Origin of the sequence: Kluyvera sp. (assembly GCF_047971185.1) — a bacterium.
In the GTDB taxonomy this organism is placed as follows: Bacteria; Pseudomonadota; Gammaproteobacteria; order Enterobacterales; family Enterobacteriaceae; genus Kluyvera.
In genome coordinates, this window is sequence record NZ_JBKDZH010000021.1 from 53,207 (window position 1) to 78,553 (window position 25,347).

The following is a 25,347-nucleotide window of genomic DNA, read 5'->3' on the forward strand; positions in this document are numbered from 1 at the left end:
AGTAATTATATCTATTTTTTATGTTCATTTTTTTCATTGATTGATACACCGATTGATATACAAGTTGGTGAACGAACCAGAAAACACAGGAACATAATAAACAAAGGGGGCGGATTGTACCCTACTACCCAATAGACCTTCCAAGCCAAAGCGCCCTTTTTTGCCAAAAAAAAGAGCTGCATCTCGCAGCTCTCTGTTAATTAAGGCGTCAACTATCACTGCCAATGAATGTCATCAATTAGGCAACCGGCCTCGTATCTTTCCACCATATAGGCTTCATTCCACGACTCATAAACCGCCAGACGATTAAATTCCGGCTCATTCTTCGCCAGCGTCCTGCCGCCTCCTTTCAGGAAGTACAGGGAAAGATTTCGCAGGGACGTTACCAGTACCGCATTGTCCGGGAAATGCGGCACAGGAACGGCGGGAAGTCCGCCCAGCGTCGGGTTGTTCAGCAGGATCTGATTGACCAGCATTTCCTTGTTTGGCTGATTGGGTGCCACGGCATTCACAAGCGGATACTCTTTGTTGAAAAGGGTATTCATGCTGCATACCGACACCAGATCCATACGGTATTGCGGAGTAATGGCTGACTGCCAGCCATCCAGTACAAGGGCGTCAACGGTGCCGTAATCGCCGTGTGAGATGATCCGCCCGTCTTCGTTGCGTCCTGCAACTGAAAGCCCACTGATAACCCTCTCCGGCGCTTCCTTGCGGTACTTCTCCAGCCAGCCCACGCCGCAATCCTGACGCTTCGGATACTTTTCAGGGCTGGACAGGTAGGCGTAGTGCGTACCGTTAAAACCGATTAACAGGCGATCGAGGTTGCGCTGTTGATCAACCGCCGCCTTAGCCAGTTCCGGGTAATTTTCAAGATGCGCCCACGCATCCAGTTCGTCATATGAAATGCAGGTGTCAAAGTTGACCTTCTGGCACTGATAGCGGTGGGGTTTCAGTGCGGCCCCGCTCTGTGGATTCCGGCGCGTACTGCCATTGCTGACATAGGCCAGCGATCCACCTGAACCCACCATCACGCTTTCCCCTTCGGCGTCTTTCACGGGGGTGACGTTAATCCGGGTCAGAAATTCCGCGCTGTAGTTCGCCGCCAACGCCCCGGACTGCACCGGGGACGGGTTGGTACTACTGTGATTGATTGACACGAAGTCTGACGTAAGCTCGATGGAGCCGCTTTCTTTGTTGGTCAGGGCTTCAATGACGCGGGTGACAACCGTCGCCATTGCGCGGGGTTTCTCCCCGGCCAGCATGACCGGCTGCGGCATACCTGTTGTTTTGTTCATGCCTTTATCTCCCACCATATCAGCCCATTCCCTTGCAAGGTTCCCGGCCATCGGCAAGCGCACGCATTTTCTCCGGGTCATTACGTGCCATCGCCATCTGTGCGCCTGACGGAGAGCAGCGCATGATATTACGCATGTTTTCCGGGAATGAACCCGGCCAGAGATGAAGCGCATTTTCGCTGTCGTCGGCTACCGCTGCCAGATAGTCACGGGCGGGAGTGAGGTTATTCTCGCGGGTGATATCCCTGACCAGCGAGCCAAGCAGGTTATCGAAGTCATGGGCGGGGAGCGGGGAAAGCGCAAACAGACCGCGCACAATCACCAGCGAGTCGCGCAGGCTGTTCAGCAGGACTTCACACTCCGGCTGAATGAGCGCGGTACTCAGTTCACGCCAGGCAAAATCATAGCGTCTGGCCTTATCAGCCGCGTCATAACGCAGCTTAAGCACTTCTACGCGGGCCGCATCAATCAGCGGGGAGATACGCCCCAGCTTCTCTTTTGCCAGGCTGGCAAGCAGCGTGGCTTTGTCTGAGTCTTCACTTTCAACGCCACCGGACGCCAGCAGACTCTGCTCCCATCCGTCAGACTGCCTGCCCGCTTCTTCCTCCAGCTTTTGACGGGTATCCAGCAGGTTTTGCACGGTGGCCTGTTTCGCTTTCAGCAGGCCGTATGCCTCATCAAATTCGAGGCGCACTGTCGCGGCGTTCTCTGCCAGTCGGGTAAGTTCGGGTGTCATTTTCATAGTCCTGATTCCTGATGTAATACAGTTACCACGGCACGCACTCTGCCTGCCGGTATGGCCTTTATGGTTCACCAGAATCAGAAAGGATGTCGCGCTGCTTTAGTTGTCAGTGGAAGGGGACACCAAAAACTGTATTACAGTACCAATAATTCTCCGAATAATGAGTTCAGATAAGTGGAGAGGATAAATATCTGTGTATAGCCCGATAAGAAATGGCAAATCAATTCTTCGTACAGTCAGAGTCCCCCACGAACTGGACGAACAAATCCGCAGACTGTGCGAACAGCATTCGCTCAGCTATTCAGGGTGTGTGATAAGACTGGCCCGGCAGGGCATGGAGCAGGCGTTAAACAGCAGTGCGGGCCGTTATCAGAGTCTGGATACCCTGATAAGTGAAGTGCTGGCAGGTTATGCGAGGGAAGAATAACACCCCGCCCGTAACGGGCGGGGGAACGGCACACATTGACGCTTCAATCTCCCGCCGCAGGCGGAAGCGTCGCCGGTGCGTCACGACTACTGACCCGGCGTTCAAAGGCGTTCAGGGTGGTAAAGCTCTCACTGCATTCCAGATTCTGGCACTGATGATACTGGCGTATGGTGTGATCGCTCAGGCGGCGACTGGTACGGGTGCGAGCCATAGCGCCGCAGAAGGGACAACGAAACATGATGATAGCTCCCCTGTGGGAGTTGAACTCGCCGATATTATGATTCAGGCAGGGCATGACAACAACATCCGGCCTGCAATAAAAATCTTTGCAGCACTCCATTCAAAATTATTCACCAGCCCACACGCCCCGTGCAGGGAGGTTCCTCCAGCCTGCGGGCAGTCCGTGGAAAAATAATTTCATCTTCATTCAGCGCGTGTAAGCCACTGTGAGGGGCGCAGCCTCAATTATGTGGCCGGGCATGATTCGCGTTCTGAAATGCGCCCCACAACACGTACATTGATTCTGACGGCAAAATATTACTGGCTCACCGTCCCGCGCCCCGTCGCGTGGGCTGTTCCCCCGTCACCTGCGCGCGACATTCGCTTCATTTTTCGTGCATCTGGCGATCCGGCCTCAGCCAGCGCCAGCAGCGGGCGGAAAGGGTATAAATACCATCAAAAAAATTGTGCAAATTTGTGCACTATTGTGCAGTGCCAGAAACCGGGGGAATCAGGCTAAAAAGCCACAAAATTGCACCCGTCGCAGAGGCTGTAATACAGTCTGAAATAAACACCTATGAGTGACGCAGAAGGCCACCATCCATAAAGAATTTTCACACGTGGTTGTTAATGAAATATTAACAGGAAAAGAGCTTTTTTCTCAAAAACCAGGGGGAGTCACGGAAGCGGGTTACAACGGTTACAGTCACAAAAAAAATCACTTAATCATATGATTTTAATCAATTAATCTTGTAACCTTTGAGAGGTTACAAAAAGTCCCATAAAAGTTACACCCAATAAAATCAGACAGTTAAGATTTAAAATTGTAACCTGAGATAAGGTTACAGAGTAACCCGACCGTAACCCGGTTGTAACTTTTTGGATTTGGATAAAATGATATATAAATCAATATAATAGTGTTTTATTTTTACTTTGTAACTTTTGTAACCCGTTTCCGATACCCCCCCTCAAATTCTAGAAAATCCACCATTCTTTAATTAAAGGATTCTTTTCTGTTAAATATTTGGTCATTTCGCCAGTTGTCCAGTAATAGCCCCACTCCGGCAAATATTGCCATTTATGGCGGTGCTGGCCATACATCGAGTACAGTCATTTTTAACAGTGCTGCAGGACAGTCAGAAACGACAGTGCCAGCTGAGGGCAAATACAGAACAGCCTGAAAATGGGGCAATACTTCTACGCTGCGGAGGAAAGGGGTAAACCGGCCAATCGGCCGGTCATTCAGAGGCTGATACCGCCTGAGAAAGGATTAAGCAAGACGGCATGTTGCAGATAGTCAGGCGCTACATGCGCATAAACCATTGTCTGCTGGATACTGGCGTGACCAAGAATTTGTTGTAAGGCAATAATATTGCCCCCGTTCATCATGAACCAGCTTGCGAACGTATGCCGGAGCACATGCGTGGCCTGCCCGCGTGGTAAATCGGGCTTAACCTCTCTGAGCCGTTCGCAGAAGTTTTCATAATCAACCCGGAATAGCGGCCCGGTGTCACTGGTCTTGATCTCACTCTCCAGTTCTTCCGATATCGGCACTATTCTCCGTTTCCCGTTTTTGGTCCTGAGGAACGTCACGCGCCCGTGATTAACCTGCTCGCCCCGTAGCGTGCTGCCTTCGCCCCAGCGTGCGCCTGTACTGAGGCACAACAGTGCTACGCGCCGATCATCGCCGGTCAACGTTTCCAGCAACCTGCCGATCTCTGATTTGGTTAGATAGGTCATGGCTGGGGGTGTTTCTTTCAGTGGTTCAAGCCCCTTGCAGGGGTTTTCCTTACTGAACTCTTCCATTTTGATCAAAGTGCTGAACATGCCGGAAAGCCGGTATATATCGCGGTTGATCGTGGCTGCGCTTATCCCATCTTCAAGCCGCTGGCTACGGTGCTGCGCAATCGTGCGTTTGCTCAACCGATTAACAGCCGGATCCCCCAGCGCCCTGATCGTCTTATTCAGGTGCCGCTTTTCTGTTTCGCCGTTTTCCTGCGTCTGACCGTACAGCAGCCACCAGGTGTCTAACAACTCGCTTAAGGTTCGGCGATCAACACTCGCGCCCAGCCACTCTTTTTTTTCGGCATTCGCCATGACATAGCGCTCAAAGAGCACAGCCTCCTGTTTCCTGTCAAATATCCTGCGAAAGCGCTTACCGCTGCGTCCTCTGGCGTAGATATCGACTTCATAACGCCCGTCAGTCCGTTTTTTTATGGTCATATTGCTGTCCCTCTGCTACTGAGCGACCGGCACTTTGAAAATCCAGCATTTCACCTGCTCAGGCTCTTTCGGGCCAGCTTCGCCACGCCCCTGATTTGCCAGCCTGGAAACCTCACTCCTTACCGTCTTCTGGCCTGTACATGGCCGCATACGCCCGCTTTTCAGGTAATCCTGGATCTCTTTCGCCGGAGGGATATTTACACGCTGCATAGCAGCCACACGCATCAGGTGAGGGAAGTTAATGGCGATCTCGTCGCGATTATCTTTCCCAAAATGATTGACGCCAAAACGTTCCAGGCTATTAAGATAATCAAAGGCATCCCAGAACTCGCGGACAACGGGAATGTCGGCTTCCAGGGATTTAACCCGTTCCACGGCCATCACGGTAAGCTGTTCGCTGGTGCGATCGAGACGCTCTGCCGGGATATCCAGAACGCAGGCCAGCGCCCTCACACAACCAATCATCTGGGCATGGTTTTTGGCGATACGGATATGACGAATATCAGGGTGCTGTTCCAGTCTGATTTTTTCGGCTTCAAAGACTTCCTGCACAACAGACAGTATCTCACCTTCCCGGCATACCGCCCGGATTATGAAGCCAGAAGCCTGATCAACTGGCAGGCGCTCAAGGCGCTCAGCCGCCGCTCTGGTCAGTGAAGACTGGCGCCGTTTATCCGTAAAAATATGAATAATGCGCTCCAGTACCGCTGGGGAGGCGTTAACAGTGGCGTTTTGCGCAATGACAATACTCCCCCTGAATGGTGGATCTCTGGTTTCGTTGTTATTGGCCTTAACACCCAGCACCCGCAAGCCTCGCCCGTTATATAGTGGTTTCAGTTCATCGAAATCAAATCCCCGCAGCTTCTTTGTGTCCTGAGCGCGATCGCCTTCAAGCAACACGACAGGCAGGTTTGCCACCTGAGCAAAATTGCGATAAATGCCAGCAACGGAACCTTTTGAGGGGTCAATACCTTCGTAACTGTCCCGGCCACAGAGCCGCCAGAGAAAATCAATAAGCGTTGATTTTCCTGTTCCCGGCTCACCGATAATTTCCAGAAAGGGAAAGCTGGCCTGCTGTTCACGTATCTGTTCAGCGAAGAATGTTCCCAGCCAGAATGCCAGCGCGATATAGCCATTTTCACCAAAGGCCGTCCAGATATCATCAACCCAGCCGAATGAAAGGGAATTTTCATCCGGGTTAATATTGATTACCGGAGAGCGGCTCAGAGTCTTGATATTCATCCCGCTGATCTCAAAGTAATCCTCACTGTTCAGCGAATAAACTTTGCCGTTATGTATCGCCTGCGTATTAAATATCCATGCCTTCCAGTCCCTGTTATATCCAATAAAATCCTGTGTTTTTACCTCTTTAATCCTTGGCAGATCCTTTTTAATCAGGCCGTCAAGCTGCTGGCTGGTTCCGGTATAAAGAGCGCCTTTTGCCACATGGAGAAGACGCTTTTTAAATTCAGAGGCCGAAGAAATCTGCGCTGCGGTAAAGGAGTCTTTCACTGCGGGCGTATTTCCGGGGAAGGCAATACGGAAATAGTACCAGGACTCGTCAGTCACTTCTGAACGCATAAAATACAGCGGTGTCGGATTGCAGTTAGCAATCTCCTTAATTGCGCCAGACTCCTTGAGTGCAACACTCCGGGCCTCACGCTCATCACGAATATTACGTTCCCCCATAATGCGCTCTACCGCTCTCATATGGCGCTCAATATCCAGCTTAAACCAGTACACGCTGTTCCCGTATTCAAAGTGAAATTCAGGGCGTTCATTATGTTCAAACATGCGAAGCGCCTTATCCCTGGCGCTCTCGGCCAGAAGTAGATCACCGTAATAGCGATATTCTTTCTGGTGGCGTTTGGTTAACTTGCCGGTCAGGTGATGATCGTTCCAGTCGGCTTTACTGCTGCCTTGCGCCGGAAGTGCGGCAACGGCTTTCCAGCCTTGTTCACGACTCCGGGCCACATGTCGGCGTATAGCAGACTCCCCTGCTTTACCGTTATCGAGCGCCCAGACGAGAAACGGCTTTTCTTTGCCCTGGTATAGTTCAGCAAGCGCTTTAAGCGCAGCTTCCGGGTAGTTACCAGCAGTCATAATGGAAACAGCAGGAGTATCATTCTGATAAAGGCTTATGGCATCAAAAATTCCTTCTGTCAGCCAGAGGCAACGAATATTAGCCAGGTCCAGCGCTGGCGGAACCCACCAGTGACCGGCATATTTACCATGGAAGTTAGCCTTACGATCAAAGCGTTCTGGCTTGTCAATAATCCGCTCCCACCAGATACCATCAGACAGGGCAAAGCGAACAGTTGCACTTCCCATACCTCCCTTATGGTAGCTTTCCTGCATGTAGCAACCCTTTAACCGGGAAGTATCCAGCCCTCTGGCTTCCCTCAGATAGGCTTCCGCAGCGGCAAAAGGCTGCTCAGGCGTGCTCTCATAGCGATCTGACCATGAATTAAATAATTCAGGATAGAGCGACTTAACTGACAAATCAGCGCCACAATTATTTTCACGGCCACAACGCAGCACCCATGGATTTTCCATGCTGGTAAAGAGTTCTTTCTTGTTACATTCAGGACAAATACCCGAGCGCAAATAGCCATTTTGCTCTTTAAACTTGAAATCATGCACCAGTCGCTTTATGATTTCCGGGCGTAAATCTTTTCTGTTCATATAAAATCCTTAAGCGCCGCTCACTACGGCGCTTTTTGTTTTAAAGATTCCCGTCTGTATCTTCGTTATCTTCAATATTTTTGGTTCGGCATTCCCGGATTAATTCAAGTCCGTTCTGAATATCATTTTGTGAAAATATCCCGCCCGGCTCGTATAAATCAGCCTTGATTGAAAGAAGCTCCCCGTAGAGAATGGAGAAAAGGCTTCCCATTTGCTTTGCAAGAATTACATTGTCACACTTCATTTCAGCTTTGGCGTCAAGAAGTGTTTCAACCATTCCGGTAATATCAATTACTTTTTCGAGGCGATCATTACTGTCCTCAGAAAACAACCAGCAATAATCACGGTTATATGGTTGGCGATGGTTAGTCTGTTTTTCATTCACATTTAAATTAATTTGAGACATAAAACCCCCTGACCATTTACGGTCATAAAATCATTAAATAGCTTATCGGTTTATCAGCGCGGAATGCTGAATAAAGGCGTGGTTATTTCCAGCACTCTAAGCGCTTTAAAATGCGTTAATCCTTCCCAGCGTAACTGAGCCGTAGCCCGGATTATTGCATCATCGCGATTAAGTGCCTCAACCGTCACCTGTGCGCTGCGCGTAAGACCTTTGCGCGTCACCGCATAACCGGAAACCTGATAAGATTTATTCCTCTTTAGTTTACCGCGAAAGATATCAGCCATGTTTCACCTTCCCGACCATTACCGTGTATTCATTATCATCAGCATATTTTCCGTTACAGGTAATAACATCAGCCATCTTACAGGCCGCTTTCACCGCCTTTGCAGATGATTTATATTCCTGCGTGCTCTGATATTTTTTTATTTCGCCCGTAATAACGTTACGGCAGGTAATGAAAAGTTTATACATTTCGGGCCTCCGCAATTTTCACAATACATTCATGCGTTACGGTGCCGGTGGCATTCTTATGGATATACGCCATTTTCTGTGCGTCATTCCATGCAGCTTCGCGGGTTTTATAGCGGCCATTGTGAACCAGTTCGCGCCGGTCGCCAGCTTCGTGATTAATCAGGGTGATAAGCAGTTTAAACATGAGCCACCTCACGAACCGGCAGACGGCCAGCAAAGGAGGCAACAAAATCACGCGCTATGGTGCGTCGTGCGCTCATGAAATCAGGGGCGGTGACTTCCTCACGGTGGGGTTTAGCCGACACGTCAGAACGGCGTACAGCGAGAAAAAGCCAGACAAACTGAGGATGTGAATGAATTGGGGTAGTAGCCATAAGGCAACCTCCGATAACAGCGTTAATGACGCTATCGCCGGAGTTCTCACGCTCTATGGCGATAGCCCAGACGGGGGTGAGAATACCGGCGTTATCGGAAACCGGCCAGCCCGAAAGCTGCCCCGCCTGAGCTACCATTGACAAGGCGGCATAGTGTAACGAATGGGGCAGGAAAGAGCGATTCAAACCTGTACCTGATACGTAACACCACACCATAAAATGGCGCTCTGTGGCGTTGATTACGACGTAAAAAAAGACGCATGGCGCGTCTGTCGTCGCCGATAACATACTCGGGTTCTCACGCCCGGTTGCCCATTGAGGGGCAACGTCTGGATTCTGCGATCCATTGGGCGCAGTTGTCAAACGGTATTTCCTATTATTTTTTGCGTATGTCATAATGACCTCGGTTTAGTACTTAATCCATGTGGTTTCTGGCCCGTCTGTTCATGCAGATGGGCTTTTTTATTGAACGTTTGATGCTTTCATGCAGCAGAACCAGCGGCTAACCTCTTTTGTTTTTCTTTTGTTCGTTGATAAGGGTTGTTTACGTTATTGATTGCTGGCGGGTTTCTAACCCACCAAAGCACATCACTTAGCAGCCAGGTACAAGAATTACGTCCTAAGTGCTGCCGCCCTGGAAAAGCTCCCTGTTGCTCTAGCTCCCAGCGCCGAGAGCGTGACAGAGTAGTCATTTCCTTGCATTTGTCCTCCCTGATCCTCTGCTCGCATTCAAAACCATACTCAGCAAGAATTGCTCGGCGTTGTTCGGGGGTTGGCGGGGTGAATTCGCGTTGTAACATGTGTCCTCCTACGTCCTAGAGATTTCGGAGGCTATTTTTCGTTGTTACTGCGGAGTGGGCAAGTATTGGAGGGCTTATTATGACGTTGCTGTAGCTTATTGAGCCTTATACTCATCTGTCTTTTTCACGTAAACCGTTCCTTAACCCAAGCCACCTTGCGACCGTTTCCCCATCAAATTTTTGATTATGGAACTCTTGTGTTTGCCTTGCTTCAGCGGAAAGAATTTCAGCAAGTTTACTGGGTTTATTTATGTATTCCGGATAATGTTTCCCGATGAGCATTCTAAGCACGTTCCTTAAAGGAGAGGATATCCTTTCTTTAACAGTAATATTTTTTCTTTGACTAATCCCCCCTCCGCTATAATTAACGTTTTTCATCCACACATGCATATTTGAAGATAAATACCTCGCATACTTCTTATCCATTCCCACACCATCTTGCATTGACTTTAGAATCGCAAAAAAATCTTTTTTAAAAATGAACAAATCATTCAATGAAAACTCAACATCTTCCTTTGCAAGAAGTGATAAGGATAAGTTGCTTTCAGGCATTGTAACTATGTTGTAGTAATTATCACCATTACATGAAACAAATTTAGGATTTAGTTCAAAATTACTAAAAAACTCAACATCTAATGCAAAAAAGCCTGAAGCTCTGACATAGGTCGCATTATCGATTTTCACTAAATTATTTTTGGCAAAAAAATCATCTTCGAAATCACGCAAACCAAAATAATCAGATTGTATTATGTGACAAAAATCTTCACTGACAATTCTACTCTCCATATAATTTAAATAAGAAAAGAACCTTGATAAATTAATATCGGATAGAATTAAATCATCTCCCCCGTTAGCGTAGATATGTTTTAAACCTGTATGTATCAGTTCAATTTTCTCATTAAAATAAATCTGATAAACATCATCAGAACTTTCATCGTTATCTTCATAAGAGTGTTCAGTATGTATTTTTTCGATATCATTCAATCGGGACTGAAATTCGGTGTCTTTGAATATCACATCAAAATCAATACCACATAAAGAATCATCAATATCGACACCCAATAAAATACCAACAGCCTGATCTATCTTTATATTCAACCGAATGCAGCCTATCATAGCCCAATGTACTAAATCATCAGAAGTACATCCTAAAAGCTCTGCGGCTCTCTCGACGGTATAATATTCTCTCAAAGGCAGTGACATAATTCCTCCTATTGTTTGTTAGCAGAGTTAAGTAAGACAACGTTATCAAGGTTGCCAGAAATAATCTCTAGTCTCTCATACCAAATATTTAATGCATTCAGCTTTTCAGGAAGATAAAGACTCTTATTGTATACAGCCATAACTCCGGGCAAAGCATGACCTAGCAATAGCTCTACAATATGTGGGGCCACACCTAAATTATTTAATCCAGTAGAAAACGTTCTACGTATATCGTGTAATGTCCACGGTTCATTATGATGAAATTCTTTATAAAGTCTCCGGCCTTTCAGAGATACCGACTGGCGGGTTCGTGCGCATCCCAATAAATACCCTGTTTTACCTGTTTCACGCTTCAACTCTGTAAGCCACGGACGAATACATTCAGGAATTGATCTGACTATTTTTTCACGGGTTTTACTGTGCTCTTTCGGCACAGTCCAAATCCATGATGAAAAGTCCCACTCACTCCAGTTTGATAATCTGGCTTCCATTGTTCGGGCACCAAATAAAATAAGAATCTTTAACAAGCGCGGATAATAATCACGCTGGCGGTTGTTATAAGTAAAACGCCATAAATCCGCCAGTTCGGAATCTGTAAGAACCCTGTCACGCCTGCCTGATGGCTCACCCACATCCTGAATCGTAAGAATAGCCAGCGCATCGCTGGAAGCATAGCGACGAACTTTACAGAAGCGCAGCGCCTGTTTTGAAATCTGGAACATTCTCCCGGCCGTTTTGGGTTGTTTTTCATTAATTTCATCGAAACACCCAACCCAATGACGAGTTTCACACCGAGCCAGAGGGTAACGCCCAAGACGGGGATAAATATGCTTACGGAGTTGTGCCCTTATGAGTTCTTCATCACTGCGTTTGCGCCGAGCGTAATTCACTAACCAATATTCCAGGGCATCTTGCACCGTTACCGGCTTCAATGTTTCTTCTGTGCTCAACTCAAGCTCAGTTTTTGGATCAAGACCTCCGGCAAGCCACTGACGGCATTGCTCTCGTTTATCTCTCGCCATTTTCAAGGACATATCGGGATAGCGACCTAATGTCATTCGCTCCAGACGGCTACCCCGCCCACCAAGCCTGTAAGAATAAACCCAGCTTAATTGACCAAGTTTAGAAGCCCTGACACTTAACCCCTCACCATCAGCAAGCATGATCGGCGATGGGCGTTCAACACCCAGAAGGGATTTTAGCTTCTTATCGCTTAGTTTGTTCGTACCCGCCATAGACCTAAACCTAGTTTGATTGATACACCGATTGATACACCGTTCAATGCTACAACTAAAATACATCAATAAACATCAGAACATAAAATTCACTATCTTTATGATTAATAATGATAATTTCAATGAAATTAAAAATCACCTGACAGCATGAAAACACTAAATTTTTACTTCAACAGTATGTTTCATTTAACTAACCACATGATTTTAAATGTAAATCACTCAACCCGTTAACCCAGAGCCGCGAGGTTGATCAGCAAGCGGGAAAGTATACCAGTAAAACGATTCATGCGGCTAATTCGATAATAAAGCTCAATTTGTGATTTCGATCACACTTGTTAAATCCTATAATCAGATGAAAGCAAATAATTAACAAACAAACGGACACTTTTCTATGGCTGAAACAAATAACCAACAACCACGGCTGCTGGCGAGGCTAACCGCCGTCTTTGCCGCCTTCTGTGGTTTGTATCTTTTAATCGGCGGTGCCTGGCTGGTCGCCATTGGCGGCTCCTGGTATTACCCGGTCGCCGGGCTGGTGATACTGGGCGTTACCGCGCTGCTGTGGCGCGGTAAACGTTCGGCGCTGTGGCTGTATGCCGCGCTGCTGCTCGCCACCATGATTTGGGGCGTGTGGGAGGTTGGCTTTGACTTCTGGGCGCTGACGCCGCGCAGCGACATTCTGGTCTTCTTCGGCATCTGGCTGATTCTGCCGTTCGTCTGGCGTCGGCTGATCGTGCCATCCAGCGGCGCGGTAGCGGCCCTGGTAGTGGCGCTGTTGATCAGCGGCGGTATCCTCACCTGGGCCGGATTCAACGATCCGCAAGAGGTTAACGGCACGCTGAGCGCCGACGCGACGCAAGCGGAAGCCATCTCTCAGGTGGCAGACCAGGACTGGCCCGCCTATGGCCGTAACCAGGAAGGCCAGCGCTTCTCGCCGCTTAAGCAAATTAACGCTGAGAACGTGCATAACCTGAAGGAAGCCTGGGTGTTCCGCACCGGCGACCTGAAGCAGCCAAACGATCCGGGTGAAATCACCAATGAAGTGACGCCGATTAAAGTCGGCGACATGCTGTACCTCTGTACCGCCCACCAGCGTCTGTTTGCGCTCGATGCGGCCAGCGGTAAAGAGAAGTGGCACTTCGACCCGCAGCTCAATACCAACACCTCTTTCCAGCACGTGACCTGTCGCGGCGTCTCTTATCATGAAGCGCGCGCCGAGACCGCCAGCCCGGAAGTGATGGCCGACTGTCCGCGCCGCATCATCCTGCCGGTCAACGACGGCCGTCTGTTTGCGCTGAACGCGGAAACCGGCAAACTGTGCGAAACCTTTGGCAACAAAGGGATCCTCAACCTGCAGACCAATATGCCGGACACCACGCCGGGTCTGTATGAACCGACCTCACCGCCGATCATCACCGATAAAACCATCGTGATTGCCGGTTCGGTGACCGATAACTTCTCCACCCGCGAAACCTCCGGCGTTATCCGTGGTTTTGACGTCAATACCGGTAAGCTACTGTGGGCGTTCGACCCGGGCGCGAAAGATCCGAATGCGATCCCGTCCGATGAGCACACCTTCACCTTTAACTCGCCGAACTCCTGGGCTCCGGCGGCCTACGACGCGAAGCTGGACCTGGTCTATCTGCCGATGGGCGTGACCACCCCGGATATCTGGGGCGGCAACCGCACGCCGGAACAGGAGCGCTACGCCAGCTCAATTGTGGCGCTGAACGCCACCACCGGGAAGCTGGCCTGGAGCTACCAGACCGTCCACCACGACCTGTGGGATATGGATATGCCGTCTCAGCCGACGCTGGCGGATATCACCGTCAACGGGCAGAAAGTGCCGGTTATCTACGCACCGGCGAAAACCGGTAATATCTTCGTGCTGGACCGTCGTAACGGCAAGCTGGTGGTTCCGGCGCCGGAAAAACCGGTCCCGCAGGGCGCGGCGAAAGGCGACTACGTCACCAAAACCCAGCCGTTCTCCGACCTGAGCTTCCGTCCGAAGAAAGACCTGACCGGCGCGGATATGTGGGGCGCCACCATGTTCGACCAGCTGGTGTGCCGCGTGATGTTCCACCAGTTGCGCTATGAAGGCATCTTCACCCCGCCGTCAGAGCAGGGCACGCTAGTGTTCCCGGGTAACCTGGGGATGTTTGAATGGGGCGGTATCTCGGTGGATCCCAACCGTCAGGTCGCAATTGCCAACCCGATGGCCCTGCCGTTCGTGTCGAAGCTGATTCCGCGCGGCCCGGGTAACCCGATGGAGCAGCCGAAAGACGCGAAAGGCAGCGGTACCGAAGCCGGTATTCAGCCGCAGTACGGCGTACCGTTCGGCGTCACGCTGAACCCGTTCCTGTCACCGTTTGGCCTGCCGTGTAAACAGCCTGCCTGGGGTTATATCTCCGCGCTGGATCTGAAAACCAACGAAGTGGTGTGGAAAAAACGCATCGGTACGCCGCAGGACAGCATGCCGTTCCCGATGCCGATCCCGGTACCGTTCAACATGGGTATGCCAATGCTGGGCGGCCCGATCTCCACCGCCGGTAACGTGCTGTTTATCGCCGCTACCGCCGATAACTACCTGCGCGCGTACAACATGAGCAACGGTGAGAAACTGTGGCAGGGACGTCTGCCAGCAGGCGGCCAGGCGACGCCGATGACCTATGAGGTCAATGGCAAGCAGTTCGTGGTCATTTCAGCAGGTGGTCACGGTTCGTTTGGCACAAAAATGGGCGACTATATCGTAGCCTACGCGTTACCTGACGACGCGAAGTAAGCCCTTACCCGCTGTTTTTGTAGCCCGGCCGAGCGCAGCGACGCCAGGAAAAGCGCCCGCCGAATAGCGGGCGCTTTTTTGTCGATGTTACTTATCAAACGTCAGCGACAGCAACGTCGCCTTCGCCACATCCTGATACTGCGCCACCAAATCTTTGGTCATATTGAACGACGCCTGCACGGCCTTTTCGTTCTCAGAGGTCATCAGCAGCATGTTGAGGATTTCGGTATCCGGTGCCTGCGAACGGAAGGTAATCAGCCAGGCTTTATGCCCGTCCACCGTTACAGATTCCGCCTGCGGCTGGAAGTTATTCAGCATTTTCAGCGTCGCATCCTTTGCCACATCGAGCTTGTCTGCGGGCAGCGCATGACGCCCGGCGGTAATGCCTAAAGAGGCTTTACCTCGCTCATCGCCATAAATAACCTGCGGGCGGTTTTCGGAAGGGTATTTGATTTTCGCCATCTCGTCCGACATCGGCGTGAGCGTTTGAGGAATCTCAATGCTCAGCTTCAGCTCAGGGATGTCTTTACGTTCCATGTTCATTCCAGCGTGTGCGGAAATCGCCACCAACATGGCGAAGGACGCCGCCAGAACCTTGCGTAAAAGTGTCATACTCACCTCGTGATTAATCGTTAGCCACACGAGTATAGAGCGAATGCTATTGAATGATAGGGTATGAATCTGTACCTGCGCCAAAGGGTTACCGGATAGCGGGGACCGCTATCCGGATTCAGACTAAACGGTAAACCCAAGCATCATGCCGGTATCTTCATGCTCCAGCAGGTGACAGTGCGCCATATAGGCCTGATCTTTCGGGGCCTCATGATCGAACTTCACCAGCACTTCGCTCACGCCGCCTTCCACGCGCACCGTATCTTTCCAGCCCGTGCGATGCGCCGCCGGTGGTTGACCGTTTTCCCGCAAAATGCGGAACTGGGTACCGTGAATATGGAACGGATGCAGCATCATGTCACCCTCGCCGGAAATCACCCAGCGCTCGAATTTGCCCTTTTCCGCCGCGAACATCGGCTGGTTCATATCGAAGGCTTTGCCGTTGATCTTATTGGCATTGTGGAAATCAAACTTACCGCCGCCGTGCTGCATGTGGCCCATATTGCCGTGGTCCATCTTCATCCCGCCGTGGCCCATCATGCTGCCGTGATCCATTCCGCTCATCGCCTGATTGCCGTATTTCTGCATCAGCGCCTGCATGCCCATCATGTCGAGCATCGGGTCCATCGACAGCTGAAGTTTGCGCTCGGTCAGGCCGTCCAGTGACGGCAGCGCGGGCATTTTCGCCAGCGTATCCGGCAGCGTACCAGAGCCGGGAATACCGATCGGCTGGATGTGCAGCACCGGTACGGCCTTATCAAACGGCGCAACCGCCATCCCCATCTGGGTGACCGGCAGCGTTACCAGGTCGAATGCTTTGCCATCGCGCGCATCCACCAGCACTTCAAAACGCTCGCCCATCAGCATGGGTAGCTCGTTCACTTTTACCGGCTCGGCCAGCAGGCCGCCGTCGCTCGCCACCACGTACATCGGGCGTTTGTCGCTGATAGCAAGCGTCAGCGAGCGCGCGTTACAGCCGTTGAGCAGGCGCAGGCGCAGCCAGCCCCGCGGCGGCGCATGCTGCGGGAACGGCGCGCCGTTAGTCAGCAGCGTATCGCCAAACCAGCCCACGGCAGCGCTCATCACATCCAGCTGGTAATCAATCTCGCCCGCCGCGGTGAATTTTTTGTCCTGCATAATCACCGGAATATCGTCGATACCCCACTGCTTAGGCAGCATCAGCTTCTGGCTGTCTTCATCCTCAATCAGCACCAGTCCAGCCAGCCCCATCGCGACCTGATGCCCGGTTTTACCGTGCTGATGCGGATGGAACCAGCAGGTCGCCGCTCGCTGCATCGGCGTAAAGCTCACCGTGCGGCTGGCACCGGGCTGAATGATCCCCTGTGGGCCACCATCGACTTCACCTGGCACTTCCAGACCGTGCCAGTGCACGGTGGTCTCTTCCGGGAGCATATTCTGAATTTTGACCGTGGCAGGAGTCCACTGCTGCAGACGAATAGCCGGCCCCAGCAGGTTGCCGTTATAGCCCCAGGTGGTCGCCGTTTTCCCCGCAAACTGCGTTTTCCCGGCCTGCACGGTCAGCAGGATCTGGTTATTCGCGTCGGCGGTAAGGATCGGCGGAATGGCGAGCGTAGGACGTTCAGCGGCAAATACCGCACGGCTCCATAGCGGCAAGGCGCTGGCAACGCCGACGGCGGCGCTTAATTTGAGAAAATCACGACGATGCATCGGTACGTCCTTTTCGGCTAGTGGTGATAATTTGAGCTTAAACCCTCCCCCTGCAGGAAGGTCAAGCGGAAAGCTATCAATAATGCTCCCGGTATTGTGGGTAAGTATGTTAACGTTGAATATCGACGATGTAAGGTAGAAGAAATGAAGACGTTTTTCCGAACGGTGCTGCTTGGATCGCTGCTGGCGATGTCCAGCTCGAGTTATGCATTAAGCGAGTCTGAAGCGGAAGATATGGCCGATCTGACGGCGGTATTTGTGTTTCTGAAAAACGACTGTGGCTACCAGAACCTGCCCAACACGCAAATTCGTCGCGCGCTGGTCTTTTTTGCCCAGCAAAACCAGTGGGACCTCAGCAACTACGATACCTTCAATATGAAGGCGCTGGGTGAAGACAGCTATCGCGATCTCAGCGGCATCGGCATCCCAACGGCGAAAAAATGTAAAGCGCTGGCGCGTGATTCGTTAAGCCTGCTGGCGTACGTGAAATAATGGCATAGCGGAGCCCTGACGCTCCGCTTATCGTTTAACCGGTAGCGTCAACAACACCGACTCCACCGCACTTTCTTGCTGGGTTACCCGCAATACCGCCTGCCCTAACTGGCGGCCAACCTCTTCATGATTGACAGTAAACAAGCAGGATGACGACATCACCCGCGCCGAGAAATCACTGCTTGCCGTGGCGCACAGCATATTTTTTTCATTTAGCGGACACGCCGGCAACGAAGCCAGGTAGTGGCTCGCCCCCATCAGCAAGAAGTCGTTGATAAAGATTACGAAATCAGGTGGTTCTGGCTGCTGCATAAACTGGCGCGCCGCCTCTTCACCCGAAGACTCCGCAACGGTGCCATAGAAGATCAACCCATCCGGCTGATGAATTCCCTGCTCCGCCAGCGCCTCTAAACATCCTGCCAAAAACTGGTGGCCGTGCATGCTCTCCGGGCCAAGCGTAGCAATGGCAATACGCCGTGCACCGCTATCCAGCGCCGCGCGCGCACATTGACGCCCCATCTCTTCATGATGAAAATCCACCCAGTTAAAGCTGCCCCCTAGCGTGCGGCTTTGTCCCATCGTCACAAACGGAAACTGCAGTTCATCCAGCAGCAGAATGCGTTCATCCTCAATGCGGGTATCGGTGAGAATAATGGCGTCTGCACGGTTTTGTTCTACGATCTTTCGCAGCAGTAGCCGCTCGCTCTCTCGATCGGTCGAAATGTGGATAACCGGATCGATGGCGCTCTCTTTTAAGCTGGCCTGTAACCCTCTGGCGATCGCCATAAAAAACGAAGCGGTATGGATATTGCCGTCATCGGCAACCGGCAGGAGCAGCGCGACCACGCCCACTTTACCGCTGCGCAAATGTCTCGCCGAGGCATTTGGCCTGTAGCCCAGTTTTTCCGCCGCTTCGCGTACTTTTTTCCGCGTATGACTGCTGATATCGCTTTTGTTATTCAGCGCCTTTGATACCGTCGCCGTCGATAGATTAAGGCACGCCGCCAATTCTTTTATATTCATATGTCTTTATGGATTAAATGGCTTCGGACAAGGATATTTCTGCCAATCTAAACCAATCGTTTTCATGTGACAATAAAAAACCATCTTAACGCCTTCACAATGTGCAAGCACGATCACAATTACGTAGTTAAAGCCATTGCCAGCCTTATTTTTCAGATCTAGCATAAAAGAATACGAAATCGATTAAGTATTTTCAAAAAGAACCCTTAATTATAATTACCCTGACAAAGGTACTTACACCATGCAATTAGATAGTGTACTTCCTGCTTCAGCTGTAAAAAATAAAACACGACCACAGGTGATATGGATTTGTCTGCTTGCAGCGCTGGCCGGCCTGCTATTTGGTCTGGATATCGGCGTCATTTCCGGCGCCCTCCCACTGATTGCTAAAGAGTATCATTTGCTGGATAGCCAGCAGGAGTGGATCGTCAGCTCAATGATGGTCGGCGCAGCCGTCGCGACGCTATGTAGCGGCGTTCTGGCCTATCGGCTTGGGCGGAAATACTCACTGCTCATCGCCGCGGCCTCGTTTTGCCTGGGCGCCATCATTTGCACCTGCGCCGTCAGCCCTGAGATGCTGATTATCGGGCGGTTGATTCTTGGCGTGGGATTGGGCGTCGCCTCCTACGCGACACCGCTCTACCTTTCTGAGATTACGCCCAAAAATATTCGCGGTGCGATGATTTCCGCCTATCAGTTGATGATTGCGCTGGGTATTTTACTGGTCTTTCTCACCAATACCGCCTTTAGCTATAGCGGCAACTGGCGCGGTATGTTGCTGGTTGTGGCGATCCCTTCGCTGGTCTTTTTGTTCGGCGCTCTGTTTCTGCCGCGCAGCCCGCGCTGGCTAATGATGCATGGCCGCGAAGAAGCGGCCCGCGCCGTCCTACTACGTCTTCGCAATAGCAGCGAGGAGGTTGAAAACGAGCTGCGGGAGATTAAAGAGCAGCTCAACGTTAAGCAGCAGGGATGGCATTTATTCAAGGAAAACAAAAACTTTCGCCGCAGCGTTGGCCTGGGTATCGTGCTGCAAATCATGCAGCAGTTCTCCGGCGTTAATGTGATGATGTATTACGCGCCGCGTATTTTTCATGAAATCGGCTTTACCACCACCGCCGAGCAGATGTGGGGCACCGTTATCGTGGGCTTTGTGATGACCATCGCCACGTTTATCGCCGTCGGTTTCGTCGATCGTTGGGGGCGAAAACCTATGCTATACATCGGCTTCATAACCATGGGCATCGCCATGAGCGTGGTGGGGACGCTGCTCGGCGGCGATGCGCTGTCAGCCGTAGAGAAGGGAATCACCGTCGCGATGCTACTGCTGTTTATCGTCGGGTTTTCTATGTCGGCAGGCCCGCTTATCTGGCTGCTTTGTTCTGAAATTCAGCCGCTGAAAGGGCGTGAATTCGGCATTACGTGCTCCACCTTTACCTGCCACATTGCCGGGATGATTGTCAGTGCCACCTTCTTGTCATTGCTGAATACCTTAGGCAGCGCGCATACCTTCTATCTTTATGCGCTATTAAATATCGTGGCCCTCGTGATTATCTACCTATTTGTTCCGGAAACAAAAAATATTTCTCTGGAACAAATTGAGCAAAACCTGATGGCAGGGAAAAGATTAAGAAGCATTGGCCGATAATAAAAGGACAAGTGAAGAATGAGCTTTCTGGAATTTAATGAAGATAATTTTCATATTATCTTTGAGATTGATAACGAGCAGCGGATTTATATCAGCCAGTTTTTAGTTAACGAGCAGCGTGAAGCGCACGGCGCATTCCCTCTTATTCAGGTCCACGCCAGCGGCTACAACCAGAATGATCATCATGCTCGCAAGCATACTGGCAGCGAGCCGGGATCGTCCCTGCGCTACCATGCCCATCACGAGAGCGAAAACGCGCAGGGGAAAAAACTGGAGATCGATCTTCACGGCCCGGCCATTCATGCTCGCTGGCATCTGCAACATTTTCGCGGGCTACGCTCGGCCCGGGTATGGTGCGAGATCGAAAACGTCAGCACTGAAGTCATTGGTCTGGAATATGTCAGCTCGCTGGCGCTGTTGGCCATTGATAGCCTACCGTGGGAAAACAACAGCGTCTTACACCTGCCGCACAATAACTGGTACGGCGAAGCACAGTGGAAAAGCGCCACGCCGTCGCAGCTCGGGCTGGATAAAGTTAATCGTTTTTCCCTGGATCGCATCGCTATCGAAAGCACCGGTACGTGGTCCAGTATCGGTTATCTGCCCGTTGCCGCTTTTGAAGATAAGGCGGCAGGCACAACGCTCCTCTGGCAAATTGAGCATAACGGCTCCTGGCAGTGGGAAATCGGCGATTTCCGCGACCGCCTTTATCTGCTCGTCAGCGGCCCCACCGAAAATGAAAACCACTGGTGGAAACCGCTGGCCCCCGGTGAAACCTTTACCTCTGTGCCGGTTGCCGTCAGCAAAGTCCAGGGAGGCCTGCAGGAGGCATTACAGGAGATAACCCGCTACCGTCGGCGAATCATGCGCCCAGCACTCGATAACAAACAGCTGCCGGTCATTTTCAATGATTACATGAACTGCCTGTCCGGCGATCCTACCACCGCCAAACTGTTACCTCTGATCGATGCGGCAGCCGAGGCGGGCTGCGAATATTTTTGCATCGACTGCGGCTGGTATTCAGACGGCGAGTGGTGGGACGGAGTGGGTGAATGGCAACCTTCGCCACGGCGTTTTCCGGGCGGGATCCGCGAACCTCTCGATCATATAACGGCTAAAGGGATGAAGTCAGGCCTGTGGCTTGAACTGGAAGTCATGGGCATCGCCTGTCCGCTGGCGCAAACCTTGCCCGACGCCTGTTTTTTCCAGCGTCATGGTAAACGGGTTATCGACCACCAGCGCTACCAGCTCGATTTTCGCCATCCTTTGGTGCAGGCCCATGCCGACCGGGTCATCACGCGCCTGGTCGAAGAGTACGGTATCAGCTACATCAAAATGGATTACAACATCAACGCCGGAAGCGGCACGGATTACCAGGCCGATAGCAGCGGTGACGGTCTTTTACAACATAACCGGGCTTATCTTGGCTGGCTGGCTAAAACAATGGACCGCTACCCGCAGCTGGTTATTGAGAACTGCGGTAGCGGCGGCCTGCGCATGGATTATGCCATGCTGCAGCTGCACAGCATCCAATCGGTGACCGATCAGACCGACTATCGTTTGATGGCCGCCATTGCCGCCGCCGCCGCGTCTGCCGTCACGCCGGAGCAGGCTGCAATCTGGTCCTATCCGCTGCGCGAGGGCGACCGGGAAGAGGTGGTGATGAACATGGTCAACAGCCTGCTGCTTCGCGTACATCAGAGCGGCCATCTGGCCGAGTTGAGCGGAGAACGTCTGGCGTTGGTCAAGGAAGGGATTGCACTGTACAAAACGTTTCGCGAGAAAATTCCACACTTACAGCCGTTTTGGCCATTGGGAATGCCCTCGTTCGCCTCGCCGTGGCTGGCATTTGGCCTACGAGATGAGCAGCAGGCGTGGGTCGCGATCTGGCGTATGGACAGCGAGCAGGCAACCATGACGCTGCCAATGGCATCGGTCGAAACCATGACCTGCGTTTACCCACAGGCCGAGCAGTGCCGCTGCCTGCCAACGCGCGAGTCGCAAAGCGTTAGCGTCTCTCTACCGGAGAAGATGACAGCAAGGCTATTTCACCTAACCTTCGGGAATTAACCATGTAGCCCGGACGAGGCATGCAAGCGCCGACGCCGGGGACATTCCCGGCGTCACTACGTTCGGCCGGGCTACCTTTTGAACTAACGCTGTTGCACGAACTCGCGATATGCCGCAACGACCTGTAAAAAGTCTTCTACGCCGCACAGAGATAAACTTTCTTCGTCGTAGTAGCTCATCCCCTCTTCCATTTCATCGCCGGAAAACTCGAGCTGATTGGCGCGAACCATCACCTCTTCGCCGTCCATCCACAGAGTGTATTCATGCCCGGCACGCTGCCATGAACGTTCGCTGCCTTTGACGGTACGTGCGGCCTGTTCCACTTCATCCAGTAGCGAGAGGTTGTCTTTCACCTCTTCATTAAACCAGTGACCGACCACTTCGTGGCCCATCGACATACGTACTTTTACCCCTCCGGTAACGTCGCGCAGAAATTCATAATCCATGATCTGTTCCTCTACAAAGGCAATGCGTCACCGCTGCATTGTACCTACTGTAATTATCGCAGCAGCGCGCGAGAAAAAAAGCGCGCCGGGTAGAGGTCATGCAAATAAAAGTGCGTTCGGCGTCGGGTCGAGCGCATTCTCATCAACTTCCGAGCATTATTCCGCCGTCCACCGCAATATGCTGGCCGGTGATGAAATCGTTTTGCAGCAGGAACAGATAAGTTTGCGCCAGCTCATCAAGGGTGGCCGTGCGGCCAAGCGGGATAGCATCAGCAAAACGTTGTCTGGTTGCCGCTAGCTGTTCGGCAGGCATCTCGCGCCAGAACGGGGTGACGGTCCAGGTTGGCGAAACGGCATTAACGCGAGCATCGGGGGCCATCTCCACCGCCAGCCCTTCCACCAGCGCGTTAATCCCCAGATTGCCGACATAGCTGGCACAGGCGTCCTGCGCCCGCCCGCCGGTACCGGAGGTGAAGACAAGGCTCCCACCGGAAAGCAGTTTTGTTGCCGCCAGTTGACCAATTCGGACGTTAGTGAAAAATTTCGATTCCATCACGTGGCGAAGCGTCGCCATCGGCGCAGTCAGGAAACCACCGCCCATGACGTCCCCCACCATCGACACCAGATGGTTAAACGGCGGTAGTGCCGTTATCAGCGCCTCCAGCGCCGCGTGATCGTGTACGTCAACAGCGTGAGTCGACACCGCCACGCCGTGGGCCTGTAGCTGCTCCTGCGCCGCCACCAGCCGTTGCTCGTTGCGGCCAATAATAATCAGGTTCGCGCCCGCATCGGCCGCCATTTCCGCGACGCGAAGGCCGATACCGGAGCTACCGCCGATAATCACCAGAGTTTGTTGCTGTAATGAAGCCATAGCGATCTCCTTCCTGCCGGGCTGTGCCCCATAGGAATCTGAAGTGATAATGAATTGAATGGCCGCCCGGTACAGAGATGTTAAGAAAATGGGAAAAAGCAGTAATAGACAATTGGTGCGGTTAATTCAGAAATAAAAAAGGGCGAGAGCCGAAGCCCTCACCCTTTTGTCGCCCGCCCGGAGTCAGCGCTTGCGCGCCTCGTCCGGGCAACGATGTTATACCGCGGTCTGGAAGATCACGCCGTCCGCTTTCTCGGTGTACTGAGACAGTTGGTCGAAGTTCAGGTAACGGTAGGTATCCACCGCCGTCTTATCTACCTGCGCCACATAGGTCTGGTACTCTTCCGGCGTCGGCAGTTTGCCGATCAGCGCCGCCACCGCCGCCAGCTCCGCAGAGGCCAGGAAGACGTTCGCACCGGTACCTAAACGGTTCGGGAAGTTACGGGTAGAGGTGGAAACCACCGTCGCGCCGTCGGCCACGCGCGCCTGGTTACCCATGCACAGTGAACAGCCCGGGATCTCGATACGCGCGCCGCTCTTACCGAACACGCTGTAGTAGCCTTCTTCGGTCAGCTGCGCGGCGTCCATACGGGTCGGCGGTGCCACCCACAGGCGAGTCGGCAGCTGGCCTTTGTGTGCATCCAGCAGCTTACCGGCGGCGCGGAAGTGGCCGATGTTGGTCATGCAGGAGCCGATAAATACTTCGTCAATCTTCTCGCCCTGCACGTCAGACAGCAGACGCGCGTCGTCCGGGTCGTTCGGCGCACACAGGATCGGCTCTTTGATATCCGCCAGATCGATGTCGATTACCGCCGCGTACTCTGCGTCAGCATCGGCTTCCAGCAGCTGCGGATCCGCCAGCCATTTTTCCATGCCCTGCACGCGGCGTTCCAGCGTACGACGATCGCCGTAGCCTTCTGCAATCATCCACTTCAGCAGCACGATGTTGGAGGTCAGGTACTCTTCAATTGGCGCCTGATTCAGCTTGATGGTACAACCGGCAGCGGAACGCTCGGCGGAGGCATCGGTCAGTTCGAACGCCTGCTCGACTTTCAGATCCGGCAGACCTTCGATTTCCAGACTGCGGCCAGAGAAGATGTTGTTCTTACCTTTCGTCTCAACGGTCAGCAGGCCCTGCTTAATCGCATACAGCGGGATCGCATGAACCAGATCGCGCAGGGTGATCCCCGGCTGCATCTTGCCTTTAAAGCGGACCAGCACCGATTCCGGCATATCCAGCGGCATCACGCCGGTTGCAGCGGCAAACGCCACCAGACCAGAGCCTGCCGGGAAGGAGATCCCAATAGGGAAACGGGTATGGGAGTCACCACCGGTACCAACGGTATCCGGCAGCAGCATACGGTTCAGCCAGGAGTGGATAACGCCATCGCCCGGACGCAGTGAAACACCGCCGCGGTTCATGATGAAGTCTGGCAGCGTGTGGTGCGTGGTCACGTCAACCGGCTTCGGATAAGCGGCAGTGTGGCAGAAGGACTGCATCACCAGATCGGCAGAGAAGCCCAGGCACGCCAGGTCTTTCAGTTCATCACGGGTCATCGGACCGGTGGTATCCTGAGAACCAACAGACGTCATCTTCGGTTCGCAGTAAGCGCCCGGACGAATACCGGCAACGC

At 52.2% G+C, this 25,347-nt stretch carries 23 protein-coding genes; 4 read left to right on the forward strand and 19 right to left on the reverse strand.

From position 1 onward, the window contains the following. Positions 1-215 precede the first annotated feature (215 nt). The 13 genes from ACK5JN_RS06055 to ACK5JN_RS06115 form a co-directional block, all read right to left on the reverse strand. Positions 216-1,316, reverse strand: coding sequence for a P2 family phage major capsid protein (locus ACK5JN_RS06055; protein WP_416869325.1), 1,101 nt, complete (start codon positions 1,314-1,316; stop codon positions 216-218). Between the two features lies 1 nt (position 1,317). Next, entirely contained in the window at positions 1,318-2,034 is a 717-nt protein-coding gene (locus tag ACK5JN_RS06060; protein WP_416869326.1) for a hypothetical protein, read from the reverse strand. A 476-nt stretch (positions 2,035-2,510) separates the two neighbouring features. Continuing rightward, positions 2,511-2,705 carry an ogr/Delta-like zinc finger family protein gene (locus tag ACK5JN_RS06065; protein WP_078003530.1) on the reverse strand — a complete coding sequence of 65 codons (195 nt, stop codon included), beginning with the start codon at positions 2,703-2,705 and terminating at the stop codon, positions 2,511-2,513. 1,223 nt (positions 2,706-3,928) lie between these two features. Further along, entirely contained in the window at positions 3,929-4,909 is a 981-nt protein-coding gene (locus tag ACK5JN_RS06070) for a tyrosine-type recombinase/integrase (RefSeq protein WP_416869327.1), read from the reverse strand. Between the two features lie 15 nt (positions 4,910-4,924). Beyond that, complete coding sequence (locus ACK5JN_RS06075) at positions 4,925-7,594, reverse strand: toprim domain-containing protein (RefSeq protein ID WP_416869328.1); 2,670 nt, start codon at positions 7,592-7,594, stop codon at positions 4,925-4,927. Between the two features lie 40 nt (positions 7,595-7,634). Further along, positions 7,635-8,000, reverse strand: coding sequence for a hypothetical protein (locus ACK5JN_RS06080; RefSeq protein WP_416869329.1), 366 nt, complete (start codon positions 7,998-8,000; stop codon positions 7,635-7,637). A gap of 53 nt (positions 8,001-8,053) precedes the next feature. Then, positions 8,054-8,284: a hypothetical protein gene (locus tag ACK5JN_RS06085; RefSeq protein ID WP_078003403.1), complete on the reverse strand. Its 231-nt coding sequence runs from the start codon at positions 8,282-8,284 to the stop codon at positions 8,054-8,056. Beyond that, complete coding sequence (locus tag ACK5JN_RS06090) at positions 8,277-8,471, reverse strand: hypothetical protein (RefSeq protein WP_416869330.1); 195 nt, start codon at positions 8,469-8,471, stop codon at positions 8,277-8,279. The genes ACK5JN_RS06085 and ACK5JN_RS06090 overlap by 8 nt, the downstream gene beginning before the upstream one ends. Next, positions 8,464-8,655 (reverse strand): hypothetical protein, encoded by a 192-nt coding sequence (locus ACK5JN_RS06095; RefSeq protein WP_416869331.1) that lies wholly within the window; start codon positions 8,653-8,655, stop codon positions 8,464-8,466. Before ACK5JN_RS06095 ends, ACK5JN_RS06090 begins: the two co-directional genes overlap by 8 nt. After that, complete coding sequence (locus ACK5JN_RS06100) at positions 8,648-9,241, reverse strand: host cell division inhibitor Icd-like protein (protein ID WP_416869332.1); 594 nt, start codon at positions 9,239-9,241, stop codon at positions 8,648-8,650. Before ACK5JN_RS06100 ends, ACK5JN_RS06095 begins: the two co-directional genes overlap by 8 nt. Positions 9,242-9,327: 86 nt before the next feature. Further along, the gene (locus tag ACK5JN_RS06105) at positions 9,328-9,645 is read right to left on the reverse strand and encodes a helix-turn-helix transcriptional regulator (RefSeq protein WP_083264793.1); all 318 of its coding nucleotides are present in this window, start codon (positions 9,643-9,645) and stop codon (positions 9,328-9,330) included. 111 nt (positions 9,646-9,756) lie between these two features. Next, positions 9,757-10,848, reverse strand: a complete 1,092-nt coding sequence (locus tag ACK5JN_RS06110; RefSeq protein WP_416869333.1) for a hypothetical protein — start codon at positions 10,846-10,848, stop codon at positions 9,757-9,759. An 8-nt stretch (positions 10,849-10,856) separates the two neighbouring features. Then, positions 10,857-12,083, reverse strand: a complete 1,227-nt coding sequence (locus tag ACK5JN_RS06115; protein WP_125365253.1) for a tyrosine-type recombinase/integrase — start codon at positions 12,081-12,083, stop codon at positions 10,857-10,859. 391 nt (positions 12,084-12,474) lie between these two features. On the opposite strand from ACK5JN_RS06115, the gene ACK5JN_RS06120 reads away from it, so the two are divergent. After that, the gene (locus ACK5JN_RS06120) at positions 12,475-14,865 is read left to right on the forward strand and encodes a glucose/quinate/shikimate family membrane-bound PQQ-dependent dehydrogenase (RefSeq protein ID WP_416869334.1); all 2,391 of its coding nucleotides are present in this window, start codon (positions 12,475-12,477) and stop codon (positions 14,863-14,865) included. Between the two features lie 87 nt (positions 14,866-14,952). Here ACK5JN_RS06120 and ACK5JN_RS06125 read toward each other — a convergent pair whose 3' ends face one another. Both ACK5JN_RS06125 and cueO read right to left on the reverse strand, forming a co-directional pair. Next, positions 14,953-15,477, reverse strand: a complete 525-nt coding sequence (locus ACK5JN_RS06125) for a hypothetical protein (RefSeq protein ID WP_416869335.1) — start codon at positions 15,475-15,477, stop codon at positions 14,953-14,955. Positions 15,478-15,600: 123 nt separating this feature from the next. Continuing rightward, the gene (gene cueO, locus ACK5JN_RS06130; RefSeq protein WP_416869336.1) at positions 15,601-17,166 is read right to left on the reverse strand and encodes a multicopper oxidase CueO; all 1,566 of its coding nucleotides are present in this window, start codon (positions 17,164-17,166) and stop codon (positions 15,601-15,603) included. Between the two features lie 144 nt (positions 17,167-17,310). Between cueO and ACK5JN_RS06135 the strand changes: the two genes are divergently transcribed. After that, on the forward strand, positions 17,311-17,658 hold the full coding sequence (locus ACK5JN_RS06135; RefSeq protein WP_062772020.1) for a YacC family pilotin-like protein: 348 nt from the start codon (positions 17,311-17,313) through the stop codon (positions 17,656-17,658). A 27-nt stretch (positions 17,659-17,685) separates the two neighbouring features. Here ACK5JN_RS06135 and ACK5JN_RS06140 read toward each other — a convergent pair whose 3' ends face one another. Continuing rightward, complete coding sequence (locus tag ACK5JN_RS06140; protein ID WP_416869337.1) at positions 17,686-18,681, reverse strand: LacI family DNA-binding transcriptional regulator; 996 nt, start codon at positions 18,679-18,681, stop codon at positions 17,686-17,688. A gap of 241 nt (positions 18,682-18,922) precedes the next feature. Here ACK5JN_RS06140 and ACK5JN_RS06145 point away from each other — a divergent pair, with 241 nt between their 5' ends. Together ACK5JN_RS06145 and ACK5JN_RS06150 are read left to right on the forward strand one after the other, a co-directional pair. Then, positions 18,923-20,326 carry a sugar porter family MFS transporter gene (locus tag ACK5JN_RS06145; RefSeq protein ID WP_416869338.1) on the forward strand — a complete coding sequence of 468 codons (1,404 nt, stop codon included), beginning with the start codon at positions 18,923-18,925 and terminating at the stop codon, positions 20,324-20,326. Between the two features lie 18 nt (positions 20,327-20,344). After that, the gene (locus ACK5JN_RS06150) at positions 20,345-22,396 is read left to right on the forward strand and encodes a glycoside hydrolase family 36 protein (protein WP_416869339.1); all 2,052 of its coding nucleotides are present in this window, start codon (positions 20,345-20,347) and stop codon (positions 22,394-22,396) included. An 83-nt stretch (positions 22,397-22,479) separates the two neighbouring features. Here ACK5JN_RS06150 and yacL read toward each other — a convergent pair whose 3' ends face one another. From yacL to ACK5JN_RS06165, 3 genes are all read right to left on the reverse strand, one after another. Next, positions 22,480-22,842 (reverse strand): protein YacL, encoded by a 363-nt coding sequence (yacL, locus tag ACK5JN_RS06155; protein ID WP_064547505.1) that lies wholly within the window; start codon positions 22,840-22,842, stop codon positions 22,480-22,482. Positions 22,843-22,984: 142 nt separating this feature from the next. Then, a complete protein-coding gene (locus tag ACK5JN_RS06160) occupies positions 22,985-23,713 on the reverse strand; it encodes an SDR family oxidoreductase (RefSeq protein ID WP_416869340.1) in 729 nt (242 codons plus the stop codon). A gap of 216 nt (positions 23,714-23,929) precedes the next feature. Beyond that, positions 23,930-25,347, reverse strand: a 1,418-nt coding sequence (locus ACK5JN_RS06165; protein ID WP_416869341.1) for a bifunctional aconitate hydratase 2/2-methylisocitrate dehydratase, incomplete at its 5' end; no start/stop codon positions are given.